This is a genomic window from Paenibacillus sp. FSL H8-0315, from assembly GCF_038005365.1.
Taxonomy (GTDB): domain Bacteria; phylum Bacillota; class Bacilli; order Paenibacillales; family Paenibacillaceae; genus Paenibacillus_AQ; species Paenibacillus_AQ odorifer.
Genome location: NZ_JBBOTA010000001.1, coordinates 5,102,673 through 5,115,706, shown reverse-complemented (window position 1 = coordinate 5,115,706; position 13,034 = coordinate 5,102,673). Strand labels below are relative to the sequence as shown.

Sequence of the window (13,034 nt, the reverse complement as noted above, 5' to 3'; positions counted from 1 at the left end):
ATTCAAATTTAATGAAATATTCCATTTCAATTATTTCATAATTATATTGACTTCATTAACCACTAGGAATAATATAACATATGAAATATCTGATTCATAATAGTTCATTATTTTGCGGCGGGGGTGGCAGCATGCTGGTAGTAGAAGGCTTAACTAAACGATTTTCGAATGGCAAAGGAATCGAAGATGTAACATTTACCGTAAATAAAGGCGAGGTTTTTGGATTTCTAGGTCCTAACGGTGCGGGTAAATCGACGACCATACGGCATATCATGGGTTTTATGAAACCAGATCAAGGGCATGCGAGTATCCATGGGCTTGATGTATGGAAGGCACAAGGGACAGTCCAGAAGCATATCGGCTACTTACCCGGTGAAATCAACTTTTTTGATGGGATGACGGGTCTTTCTTTCCTTAAATTTATCTCAGCCATGCAGGGAATCAAAAATACTACCAAACGCGAGCAGCTGATTGAACGTTTGCAATTTGATGCCACCACTCCGATCCGAAAAATGTCAAAGGGAATGAAGCAAAAGGTCGGAATCGTCGCTGCTTTTATGCACAGTCCTGACGTTATTATTCTGGATGAACCTACCTCGGGTCTCGACCCGCTCATGCAAAAGGTATTTATTGATCTGGTACTGGAGGAAAAATCAGCCGGAACTACCTTTCTCATGTCCTCACACAGCTTTCAAGAAATTGAACGCACCTGTGACCGCGCCGCAATTATCAAAGACGGACGGATTATCACCGTAAAAAATATTCATGAACTGCAATCGATGCAACGGAAGCTGTTTGAGGTCATTTTTGCGAATAGTGAAGATGCAGTGAATTTTGCCGCCTCCGGCCTACAAGTGGAAGCTCACGAGGGAAATAGGGTCCGCATAGCTGTGCAGGGCAATTATGACCGATTCATCCGGGAAACTGGAAAATACAATGTCCGCAGCATCGACGTATTCACGCAGAATCTGGAGGACATCTTCATGGACTATTATGACCGCGAGGGGGCAGTGCAATGAATCTTCCGCTCTATAAGGAAATGATGCGAGTGAACCTGAAAGGAATATTGAATTACGCCTTTGGTTCTGCCTTCTATATTCTGTTTATGATCTGGCTTTATCCTGGGATTGCGGGGAGCACACAAGCAATTGATGACCTTATTAAGGCGATGCCAGAGGGTGTGGGTAAAGCCTTTGGATTAAATAGCGGATTTACCAGTGCTGAAGCTTTTATCTCCGGAGAATATTATGGACTTATACTAGTTCTGATTCTATCCATAGTTTGTGTGCAAATGTCAACGCAGCTTATGGCTCGACTCGTGGATCACGGCTCCATGGCCTATCTGCTCATAGCCCCAACTACACGGAGAAAAGTCGCTACCACGCAGGCACTTGTTCTCACTACAGCATTACTCTTAATTATGGGTGTAACCACCCTCGCCGGATTATTAGGTAAAGCATGGTTCCTTGGCAGTGAATATGACTTTAACAGTGGTCGCTTCGCTCAGCTGAATACCGTGGCGTTTTTATTGTTTTTTGCGGTAGGCGGCCTTACCTTTCTCGTGTCCTCTGTATGTAATGACGAGAAAAAAGCGCTCGGAATTTCCGGCGCCATCGCCTTCGGATTTTTCACTCTGGATCTACTCGGTAAAATAAGCGACAAACTGGAAGGACTGCGTTTCCTAACCTTATTCTCCTTCTATCAACCCGGGGAAATCGTTCAGGGCAACGTGGAGATTATTCAGGTCTCCAGTTGGCTGCTGTTGATCGGAGTGTTCACCTTTTCCTTGGGAGTAGAGCTGTTCAGAAGACGGGATCTTCCATTATAAGAGTACCTCATTTGATCATCTTGCTTTTACGCGTTCCCGAAGCAACTATCGGACACCGTTGACCTTAAATGCAACTTTATCACAAATTTGTGTACCTAACGGACCCTAAAGTCGTTATTGGCTTGAAGAACAGCAAAAATGAACCTTTTCTAAAGGAATAGCTGCACTGGGGTCCGCAACCTTGCTCAAATGTCCAAAAATTTGCAAATAGCGTCAGCTGAGTCCTTAAGCCTCAGGAGGGTTATAACTATGACTCTTATAAAAAACAACAGAGCAGTGTTTCTCCACCTCTGGGAGAATCATTGCTCTGTTGTTTTATGCGACAAATCCCTTTTTATTTCGTATCCGGTCTAGGTACACCAAAGTTTGGCGTTCCGTCTTCATTCCACTGGATTACTTGCACACGTGCGTGACGATTCGGATCGTAAAGCGGATCACCGACAATTTCCTTATAGCTTCTAGCATGGAAAACAAGGATATCCTGTGTGCCATCCTCAGAGACAGTGAAGCTATTATGTCCCGGACCATATTGGCCGTTTTCCTCAGAAGTCGTAAACACAGGTTCAGGTGTCTTGACCCATGATTTTGGATCCATCAAATCACTATTCTCATCAGCAGTCAACAATCCCATACAATAGTTGTGATCTGTTGCACTAGCTGAGAAAGTCATGAAAATGCGTCCATTACGCTTAAGGATTGCCGCGCCTTCATTCACCAAAAATCCGATTTTTTCCCAATCGTATTCAGGAGTGGTGATGCACACCTGCTCGCCTTTTAGTGTCCAAGGGTTCTCCATTTCGGAAATATAAATATTTGAATTGCCAGGGATAGCAGGATCTTTTTGTGCCCAAACGTAATATCTAACTCCTTTATGCTCAAAAGTTGTTGCATCCAAGGCAAAAGATTCCCATTTTGTTTTTATTTGACCCTTTTCCACCCATTCACCCTCTAAAGGATTTGCGGATGAGTTTTCTAGTGCAAACATGCGATGATCAAATAAACCATCTTTCGTATCAGAGGTATGTGCAGCTGCATAATACACGTACCATTTTCCATCAATATAATGAATCTCTGGCGCCCAGATATTAGCACTCATCAAGCCCGTTTCATGCTTAACCCAAATGGTCTTCCCTTCAGCCTCAGCTAATCCTTGAATGGATTCAGAACGGCGAAGCTCAATTCTATCGAACTCTGGAACTGAAGCTATGAAATAGTAGTACCCGTCAGTATGTTTATAGATCCAAGGATCTGCTCGTTGCTCAACTAGTGGATTTTTCACATTAAATTCTCTCACAATGACAACTCCTATATTTATCTCTTTTTTTATATTTGCAGGTCACCAAAACACACCCTTCCTTATAAGAAGTCAAGGTGTATTTAAGTTTAAGTTCATTCGATCTAACCTTTGATACCCGAATTCAGGTTGATGGATTGAACGAAGTATTTTTGTGCAAAAACGAATAGCAGCAATGTTGGAATAATCGCCATGATTGCCGAGCCCATTAATTGTCCGATCATACGATAGTTTCCGTAGATGTCTTGCAATAAGAGCAAACCAGCGGTAATTGGCATTTTGTCTACATCTGTGTACACAATAACCGGCCAGAGGAAGTCATTCCAAGATCCAGTAAAGGAGAACAATCCGCAAACAATCAATATTGGTTTAACTAACGGCAATATAATTTGCGCGAAAATTCTAAAGTCACTAGCACCATCAACTTTAGCCGATTCATCTAATTCTTTTGGGATACCGTTCATAAACTGTCTGACCAAGAAGATATTACCCATACCCGCAAGACCAGGGATAATCATAGCCCAGGAAGTATTCACCCAACCAAAGGAGTCAATGATTTTATAAGAAGGAATCAAGTTAACAACACCCGGGAAGAAGGAGATTCCCAGCAAAGTAAAGAACAATGTGTCTCTTCCTTTAAACTTAATACGGGTGTATCCAAAACCTGTAATCGAAATAACAATAACAACCAGAATGGTGTGAGATGTAGCAATAAACAATGAGTTACCTAACCAACGTAGAATTGGAGCTGTAGAGGTATTGTTTAAGATTGTAACGTAGTTCTCAAAGACCCACTCTTTAGGAAATAGTCTAAAGCCCGAGGATACTACTTCCGTTTGTGATCTAAATGAGGTGGAAATCCCGAATATAACAGGAATGATCCAAATCACACATAGGATACCTAGAAATATATAGGAAATATATTTTGAAATACTTACACTGGAGGAGCCTTTTATTTTGCCTGTTGTATTTACAACTGGATTTACTGCCTGGTTTGACATTTTAGTACACCTACCTTTTCCATTTCCTTGTTAGTCAATTAGTTTCTGCGAACCTATGAAGCATTTCGGTTCATTACAAAATATTGCAGCGCTGAGATCACCAAAATAACTAATCCCAGTAAAACTGCCATAGCGGATGCCATCCCGGCGATGGACTCACCGTTACCGAAAGCTAATTGACGAATATACATCATTAGAACGTGTGTACTTTGTCGAGGTCCGCCATCGGTCATCATTAACGGTTGGCCGAATACATTAAAGGCACCCGCAGTTGTCATAACAAAGGTATAAATTAATGGAAAACGAATAGATGGCAAGGTAATACTAGTGAATTTTTTAATAGAACCCGCACCATCGAGCTCAGCCGATTCATATAACTCTTGAGAAACGCCACTTAAGGAAGCACGATAGATAATCATGTTGCCCCCAATACCACCCCATAAAGTAATTACAATGATAATAATCCACGCATAGGGTTGATTTGCAGGCCAAGCAATTTGTGATCCAAATAGATTACCAGTGATCCCAAGTTGCTTATTAAAGATCAACAGCCAAATCAGTGCTGCCGCAGAAATTGAAATCAAGCCAGGAATATAAAGAATAGATTGAATTAAGCTCTTCATTTTAACTTTTTTATGTTCCAACGCCACCGCGACCATTAATGGAATAATAATCAGCAACGGAACAGACATAGCAACGAAAATCAATGTATTTTTTAGGCCTCTGAAAAATTGAGTATGAAAGGTTGAACTGTTGTCAAAAAGAATAGCCTTATAGTTATCAAAGCCTACCCATACCGGATCACTCATTAAATTCCATTTTGTAAATGAAGCATAAATCCCATAAATCGTTGGCAATAAAATGAAGACAGCAAACAAAATGACATGCGGACCTACAAAGAAAGCAGGTGCCCAATTGATTTTCTTTTTCATAGGAATTCATTTCTCCTTTTGCACAAAGTAATGCACCATAACATGGCACATTACTTCGTACAATCTATTCTATTTTGCTTTATTTTGCTGCACTGCTGCTTTCCGCAATTTTATCTTCAACAAATTTTTGCATCGTTGCCAAAGTCTCATCAATATCAACGTTGCCACGCACGATATCCGCACAGTAAGTATCTACAGCTTCCGCAATGTATGGGTAGTATTCATAGGTGTAAATGTATAGGGATTCGATTTCTTTTTCATCAGATGTAAAGAAGGATTGCATAAAGTCTTTGTACTCAGGGCTTTGGTTAACTACGTTACTTGCTACGTTTTGTCCAGCTTTTGCCCATTCCATCGAATTCGTACGAACATATTCCAAGAAGTTAGCAATACCCACTTCTTTTTCGTCTGTTCTCTTATCATTTTTCAACATAGCGAACAAGTGAGAAGAAGATCTGTTGGTGAATTTATCAGGAGTAGGAGAATAAACATTGGTCACGCCAAAGTTCAAGCCTTCAACCCCAGCATGTGCTGTAGAACTCCAAGTTCCGTCTGTCGAGAAAAGTACATTTTGAGATTGGAACATCAAGTAACCGTCTTCACCAAATGGAGTCATCAGGCCAGCATCGGCGATTTTCTTAACATTTTCAAACGCTTGTTTAAATACAGGGGTATTAACAGCCGGTTTTCCATCGACTTGGATATCCCCGCCCAAATCTTGAATTTGAGCCAAGATAACCCAGCCCAGCAAGGCATCATTAACTACGTAATCGCCTTCATCCAATTTACCTTGTAAGGAAAGCATTTCATCAATAGTAACAACGTTATCATCCAAGAAGGATTCAGCGTTATATTTTTTCAGCAAATCTTTATTGTAATACATTACGTTACTATGAATATCAAGAGGAACTGTGTATTGAGTTCCATCGATATTACCAGTGTTCCAAGCTTGTGGTAAGTAATTTTCAGCTTTCAGTTCAGGTTGTGCTGGCAATACGGTATCTTGCATGGATTCTAGTACACCTTGTTTAACAAACCCAGGAACACGGTCAGCGTGGATAATTGCTAAATCAGGAACACCTTTGCTAGATGCCAAAACTGTAGAAATTTTTGTGTACATATCAGCCGTAATAACATGTTTTACTTTGATTTCGGGATTCGTTGCATTGTAGTTTTTAACAATTTGATCCATATAAGCACCGTCATCACCGGTCAGCGGTGTCCAGAACGTAATCGTCTTACTATCATCTTTACCACCGCATCCTGCCAAAACTGTCGATAATGTTAGAACCGTTGCTAATAAAACTCCAAATTTCTTTTTCATTACTCTCTCCCCCTGCAGCTGTAATGTTAAGATAACCATTCATGTTCACTTTCTTTGAAAACGATTAACTTGAGATTAGTATACATTCATTGTGAAAGCGTAGTCAATAACATTTAAATAAACTTAACAGAATTTTTTTTCGTTTAATTAACCTTTTGATTCATCTCTCGGAGATGAAAGCGATATTATATTTACTTCGGTTACCTTTCATGTTACTTTATATATAGATTAATAAACTTTACAGTATATGAAATAACTTTGAAAGAAGTGGGTAAAATGCAGTTGGAAATCGACAAATCCTCTCTTGTTGTTTACGAAGCTTTAGCGAGTGAAGTACGCATCAAAATTATTCAGTTGCTCTCCAAAAATAAGATGAACATCAAAGATTTGGCAGAAGAACTTAAAATAAGCAGTCCTATCGTTACCAAACACATTAAAAAACTAGAAGATGCAGGGCTCATAAAAACTGAAAAGGTGCCTGGTAAATCAGGAATGCAAAAAATCTCAATCCTTAGGGTGGATCATATTGAGATTAACTTCCCGAAAAAAATCTTTCACTCTTTTGCCTCCTACGAGACATCAGTGCCGATTGGTCATTATACCGATTATGATCTGAAACCTACTTGCGGACTTGCTACGGATAAGGAGTTTATCGGCAGAGTAGACGAACCTAAGTATTTCATGGATTCTAAAAGAGTGGACGCAGAGATTCTCTGGTTCACGCAAGGTTATGTGCAATATAATATCGCTAATTTCCTAAAAAAAGAGGAAACCCTACAGCAATTTGAGATTAGCTTAGAGCTTTCTTCCGAATTCCCCTTTGCTAATGACGTATGGCCTTCAGACATCACCTTTTCTTTGAATGGCTTGGAATTAGGGACTTGGACGAGCCCCGGAGATTTCGCTGATGCTAGAGGTAAATTCACACCGGAATGGTGGCCACACAATATCAATCAATACGGATTGCTAAAAACGATTAGAATTACAAACCACAATGGAACTTACATTGACGGTGACCCGCTGTCTCAGGTTTCGATTGAGGATTTAGATACGAATTGTGATCGTTGGACCTTTCGGATCGAAGTGAAGGAAGATGCAAAACACGTAGGAGGAGCAACGATTTTCGGAAAAAAATTCGGAAACCATGATCAAGATATCATTTTCAAGTTGTACTATCTGTAAATTTTTCATTTATGATCTAAGCAAAACTGGTTTTTTTGCGGGGGTGAACAACTAATTAGCTATTCTTCTTTAGCTCCCCCCCCACCTGTTATGCCCTATCCCCTCTCTTTATCTTGCTGATATATCCCGCCTAGTCATCCATTCACTGTATTTCACTCTTATCCACTTCAGCAGTAATCACCAGTAGTTAAATCATTTGCCTCTATTTTGAATTTATAATTTATAAAAATATAAAAAGATTCATAAATCATTAAATTTCTATTTGACTATTTGCTGATATCATGCTTAAAATGAGAGCATTATAAAACGTTTTCCGTGTTATGGTTTAGTAATACATAAATTAAAACCATTTTCATATTCGAAAGCGTTTTTTTAGTAGCTATTTATGTAAGCGTTTTACATTTTTTTCAGTAAAGAAGGGAGGAATTGGAAAAATACGCGTGTACAAGCTCTACATCACTAGAATCGGAGGAACATACATTTGAGAAAAACTACTGGTAAACTAACCGCTTCCCTGCTTGCCCTCACTCTATTAGTGCCTGCTCCATTAATTTCTGCTGCTTCTGCAAGCGATTCCAAAGCAGTCGCATTATCCACTCAGCAACAAACTGCCGATTATTCCGGCCACTGGGCACAAAAAGATTTTCAAACCTGGGTAGATAAGGGCTTGATTCTCGGTTACGGAAACGGAATATATAAGCCAAATCAAGAAATCAACCGTGCAGAGTGGGTTACTCTGGTTAATCGGGTCTTTAATTTGCAGGAAAAAGCCGTTATAGGCTTCACGGATGTTTCCACGACAGGTGCTTACTACAGCGATATCCAAAAAGCAACCGCTGCAGGATATGTAACAGGATACAGCGATGGCACCTTCCGACCCTCACAGCAAGTAAGTCGGCAAGAAGCTGCAGTAATGTTATACAGACTGTTCCAACTCAACTCATCTGTTGGCACTTCTGCACCAAAGGATGCTGCTGATTTGCCAGAATGGAGCCAAGAAGCAGTATTGTCTTTACTTGGTGAAGGTTATCTGCAAGGTTACACTGACGGCAGCTTTAAAGGAACTCAGGCTGTAACAAGAGCGGAAGCACTGCGCATGATTGAGAAGCTGGGCGGAGAAATCACGCCTAAGAGCGGAAGCTATTCGGGGATTAACACTCGGAATATGGTTATCAGCAGCCCAGGCGTAGAGTTGAAAAACTCCACAATTTCAGGGAATCTCTACCTTACCGAAGGTATTGCTGAGGGCGATGTCACACTGAATAATGTCACTGTTAAGGGAAAAGTATTCGTTTCTGGTGGCGGTGAGAACAGTGTCGTACTAAGCGACTCCAATGCTGCTGAAATGGTAGTAGATAAGCATAACGGCAAGCTGCGAGTCGTTACTAGAGGCACAAGTGCTGTACCAAACGTACGTGTACATTCCGGCGCAATACTAGAGGAAGATGCACTAACGGGGGCAGGTTTCAGCCGGGTTATTGTTGAGAATACGCTGCCTAAGGATTCCATCCTCAAGCTGAAAGGAAGCTTTGATTCCGTTGAGCTTCAAGCGTTGGGAGAGCCTACACTCCATCTGACAGCAGGCAGTATTGCTGAAGTTACACTGAAGCAAAAAGCCAAGCTGCGTGTAGAAGCAGGTACAGAAATCAAGAATCTAATCCTTGGTTTCAACGATATCCTAACCATCCAAGGCACGGGTAAGGTTATCTTTGATAGCAAGTACAGTCAGTTAATCCATTTTGAAACACCAACTCCAACGGCTACGGCAATCACTGGTACCGGTGGATCTAACGGCGGTTCTGTTGCTACTTCGGCTCCGGAAGTTACAGCTACTCCGGCCCCAACGGCTACACCAGATCCGACGGCTACACCAAATCCGACGGCTACACCAAATCCCACGGCTACACCTAGTCCGACGGCTACACCTAGTCCGACGGCTACACCTAGTCCGACGGCTACACCTAGTCCGGGAGCAACTGCACCAGCACTCACCAATGTCTCGGTACATGATCCATCGGTGGTAGTGGATAATGGAACTTATTATGTATTTGGCTCCCATATCGATGCGGCCAAATCAGATGATCTGATGAACTGGACACAGTTCACTAATGGTTATACAACACCGGGCAACGTGATTTTTGGTGATCTGTCCAAGAATCTGGCAGAATCCTTTAAGTGGGCTGGCGAGAACGACTCGGACAGTAAAGGCGGATTCTCCATCTGGGCACCGGACGTATTCTGGAATAATGATTATAAGAACGCTGATGGAACAACTGGCGCTTATATGATGTATTACAGCGCTTCTTCTACTTATATCCGTTCGGCGATTGGCTACGCCACTTCGCAAAATATCGAAGGGCCTTATACTTATGGAAATACCGTAATTTATTCCGGTTTCACCAAGGAAGAGGCTTATGACAGTGACAGTAAAGTAAATAAGAAATGGGACAATACAAATATCAAGGACCTTATCGACAATGGAACGTTGGAAGGTGTCAATCCAGATTGGTTTAATGCAGGTGGTTTGTATCAAAACAAAACCTATACAAATGCAATTGACCCAACTATTTTCTACGACAAAGACAACAAGCTTTGGATGACTTATGGTTCATGGTCAGGTGGTATATTCATTCTGGAGATTGATCCAGCTACCGGAGAACCTAAATATCCAGGCAAAGATGGAAAGACCGCTGATGGACGTATTATCGACCGCTATTTCGGAACCCATATTTCTGGCGGAATGACCAAATCGGGTGAAGGTCCGTATATCGTTTACGACAAGGAGACTGGTTACTACTTCTTGTATGTAACTTACGGTGGACTTGACTCCAAAGGCGGTTACAGCATGCGGCAGTTCCGTTCAACAAATCCGGACGGCCCTTATACGGATGCAGCAGGACAGAATGCTGTTCTAACTACCGATGGTGACAACACACCATATGGTAATAAGCTATTAGGAAACTTCATGTTTACAAATCAAAATGCAGACCCGAATTTCCAAACGTATGGTTATGTGTCCTCAGGACATAACTCGGTACAATATGATGATGAAACGGGTAAAATATTTAACTTCTTCCACACTCGTTTCCCACTCCGTGGTGAAACCCATGAACTTCGTGTGCATCAAATGTTCACTAACGAAGATGGCTGGCCAGTAACTGCCGTACATCGTTACACGGGTGAAACTATTGGGGCTGTAGCACGGGATAATGTTGTCGGCTCTTATCAGTTCGTTAACCACGGCAAGGATGTTTCAGGCATTATCAAACCTACAGTAGATATCGAGCTAAAAAGTGACGGAACGATCGTTGGATCGTTAACCGGAACTTGGGAATTGAAGGATGAGTACTTCGCTCATTTGCTCATTAACGAAACGGAAAATGGAAGCACCGTACAACATCTCTACAAAGGTGTATTTGTGAAGCAATGGGATTCCTCACGCCAACAGCATGTTATGACGTTCACCGCAATGTCAGATCAAGGGATCACTATCTGGGGCAGCCAGATGGAATCGATGAGCGTTGAGCAGATTTTGAACAATATTGCTGCAGGCTTGAGTATTGGTGACACAAGAAAAATATACGATGACATCACCCTTCCTACGGAAGGCTTGCGCGGAGCAGAAATTTCATGGTCCTCTTCCAATGAGGCTGTAATTGCTAACAATGGTAAGGTTACTCGTCCTGAACTTGGACTTGGAAACGCTACAGTTGAACTGACTGCTACAATTAAGCTAGGTGAAGTCGCAGTAACTAAGACCTTCACCGCCGTTGTTATGGAAAAAAAGAGCACGCAATTGGAAGACGGCTTAGTAGCTGCCTTTGACTTTGATGGCGACCTTGCAGAAAATGGGGATCGCACAGCTGACGGCATAGTCACCGGAAATCTGATCAACAACACCGAGGATGGAGACATCACTTTTGAGGCTGGTAAAGACGGTCAGGCAGCCAAGTTTGATGGTAAATCCGGTGTTCGTCTACCTGACGGATTAATTCAAAGTAGCGCATATTCGGTAGGGATGTGGCTGAACCCATCCGAATTAAAAGCTTTTACTCCTGTATTCTTCGGTGCTAAAACCGAAACGAACTGGTTCAGTCTCCTGCCATATGGAAACGGTGGAGCAACCACCAGACTCTGGTTCGGTAGCGATACTTGGCTAGATGCTGATACAGGCTTACAAATTCCAGTTAACCAGTGGACGCATATTGCCTTCACTTACAATGCTGGAACAGTCAATATGTACGTAAATGGTATATTGAAATCCTCCGGAAAAGGATTCACAGATATTTTTGATACAGAAAACGGTGTATTTGCTCTTGGTGTGAACTACTGGGATGCACCATACAAAGGTTTGGTTGATAAATTCCGCGTGTATGATAGAGCATTGTCTGCGGAAGCTGTGGGCTGGCTTGTAAACGGTGAGCCTGATACGAACATTAAAGTAAGTAATATTTCATTCAGTGAAGCTGTTAAATCAGTAGCTGTAGGAAATACTTTCACCCCTCAAGTAAGTGTGCTTCCAACCAATGCCGGAAACAAGGCGCTAACTTGGAGCTCTAGCGATTCCAGCGTAGTGGCTGTTGACGCAGCGAGCGGAAGAGTAACAGCACTAACTGTCGGTGGCCAAGCTGTAATTACTGCAACAGCGACTGATGGAAGCGAATTTTCAGCCAGCTACACAGTAAATGTAACTGATGGAAAAGTAGCTCATTATGCTTTTGATGGCGACCTGGATGACTCCTTCCAATTGAACGGAAAAGGCGAAGTTACAGGAGCAAAAGTAGATAGCCCAACAGTAGGCAATGTCACATACGGTAACGGTGTCCTCGGTCAAGCTGCAATATTCAACGGTACCTCCGGTATCCGTTTGCCTGATGGATTAATTGACAGCAATACCTACACCGTATCTATGTGGCTAAACCCTGAACAACTTACAGATGCAACAACTACTTTCTTCGGCGCTGCCACTAAAAATAGCTGGATTAGCTTCGTTCCTCAGAACGGTGGCGGTAAAACGTTGTTATGGTCCGGAGAAGCTTGGTATGATGCTATTTCTGCCATGAAGATTCCAGTAAATACATGGACACATGTTGCGTTTACGGTCAGCAATGGTACCGTAAAAGTTTACCTCAACGGAGTAGAGCAGTTCTCTGGTGAGGGCTTCCCGAATGTCTTTAAGAACAAGAACGGCGTTTTCGCTCTAGGCGTCAACTATTGGGATGCACCATTTAAGGGTATGATTGATGAACTGAAGATTTACAGCAGAGCGCTCAAGTCAGATGAAGTACAGGCAGAGTATAGCTCGAACGTAGATTAAGCAAGATTTGATTTGAAAAGAGAGCGGAGCCACAGGCTCCGTTCTTTTTTTAAAGTCCCATATTGTAAAAAAAGTATTTAACTAATATAATCATTAACTATACATCCGAAATAAACGTCGATTTTTATATTGTTATTAATAAATTTCTTAATCATC

The 13,034-nt window shown here is 41.8% G+C and carries 8 protein-coding genes; 4 read left to right on the top strand and 4 right to left on the bottom strand.

Features of this window, described 5'->3' with window-relative positions; all coding sequences use genetic code 11:
* The first annotated feature begins 131 nt into the window (after positions 1–131).
* Together MHB56_RS22185 and MHB56_RS22180 are read left to right on the top strand one after the other, a co-directional pair.
* The gene (locus MHB56_RS22185) at positions 132–1,019 is read left to right on the top strand and encodes an ABC transporter ATP-binding protein (RefSeq protein ID WP_076184722.1); all 888 of its coding nucleotides are present in this window, start codon (positions 132–134) and stop codon (positions 1,017–1,019) included.
* A complete protein-coding gene (locus MHB56_RS22180; protein WP_076281115.1) occupies positions 1,016–1,828 on the top strand; it encodes an ABC transporter permease subunit in 813 nt (270 codons plus the stop codon). Before MHB56_RS22185 ends, MHB56_RS22180 begins: the two co-directional genes overlap by 4 nt.
* 334 nt (positions 1,829–2,162) lie before the next feature.
* On the opposite strand, the gene MHB56_RS22175 is transcribed toward MHB56_RS22180, so the two are convergent.
* The 4 genes from MHB56_RS22175 to MHB56_RS22160 all read right to left on the bottom strand — a co-directional run bounded on the left by MHB56_RS22175 (position 2,163) and on the right by MHB56_RS22160 (position 6,379).
* Positions 2,163–3,122, bottom strand: a complete 960-nt coding sequence (locus MHB56_RS22175; RefSeq protein WP_076184723.1) for a glycoside hydrolase family 43 protein — start codon at positions 3,120–3,122, stop codon at positions 2,163–2,165.
* A 104-nt stretch (positions 3,123–3,226) separates the two neighbouring features.
* Positions 3,227–4,123: a carbohydrate ABC transporter permease gene (locus MHB56_RS22170; protein WP_036675639.1), complete on the bottom strand. Its 897-nt coding sequence runs from the start codon at positions 4,121–4,123 to the stop codon at positions 3,227–3,229.
* A gap of 53 nt (positions 4,124–4,176) precedes the next feature.
* Positions 4,177–5,055: a carbohydrate ABC transporter permease gene (locus MHB56_RS22165; RefSeq protein ID WP_076138280.1), complete on the bottom strand. Its 879-nt coding sequence runs from the start codon at positions 5,053–5,055 to the stop codon at positions 4,177–4,179.
* A 79-nt stretch (positions 5,056–5,134) separates the two neighbouring features.
* Positions 5,135–6,379: an extracellular solute-binding protein gene (locus MHB56_RS22160; protein WP_076101554.1), complete on the bottom strand. Its 1,245-nt coding sequence runs from the start codon at positions 6,377–6,379 to the stop codon at positions 5,135–5,137.
* A 276-nt stretch (positions 6,380–6,655) separates the two neighbouring features.
* On the opposite strand from MHB56_RS22160, the gene MHB56_RS22155 reads away from it, so the two are divergent.
* Both MHB56_RS22155 and MHB56_RS22150 read left to right on the top strand, forming a co-directional pair.
* A complete protein-coding gene (locus MHB56_RS22155; RefSeq protein ID WP_076126270.1) occupies positions 6,656–7,561 on the top strand; it encodes an ArsR/SmtB family transcription factor in 906 nt (301 codons plus the stop codon).
* 481 nt (positions 7,562–8,042) lie between these two features.
* Positions 8,043–12,878 (top strand): LamG-like jellyroll fold domain-containing protein, encoded by a 4,836-nt coding sequence (locus MHB56_RS22150; RefSeq protein ID WP_341144019.1) that lies wholly within the window; start codon positions 8,043–8,045, stop codon positions 12,876–12,878.
* Positions 12,879–13,034: the final 156 nt, after the last annotated feature.

Coding starts and splice junctions, on each gene's coding strand:
- MHB56_RS22185 (WP_076184722.1), top strand. CDS start 132: ATGCTGGTAGTAGAAGGCTTAACTAAACGATTTTCGAATGGCAAAGGA.
- MHB56_RS22180 (WP_076281115.1), top strand. CDS start 1,016: ATGAATCTTCCGCTCTATAAGGAAATGATGCGAGTGAACCTGAAAGGA.
- MHB56_RS22170 (WP_036675639.1), bottom strand. CDS start 4,123: ATGTCAAACCAGGCAGTAAATCCAGTTGTAAATACAACAGGCAAAATA.
- MHB56_RS22165 (WP_076138280.1), bottom strand. CDS start 5,055: ATGAAAAAGAAAATCAATTGGGCACCTGCTTTCTTTGTAGGTCCGCAT.
- MHB56_RS22160 (WP_076101554.1), bottom strand. CDS start 6,379: ATGAAAAAGAAATTTGGAGTTTTATTAGCAACGGTTCTAACATTATCG.
- MHB56_RS22155 (WP_076126270.1), top strand. CDS start 6,656: ATGCAGTTGGAAATCGACAAATCCTCTCTTGTTGTTTACGAAGCTTTA.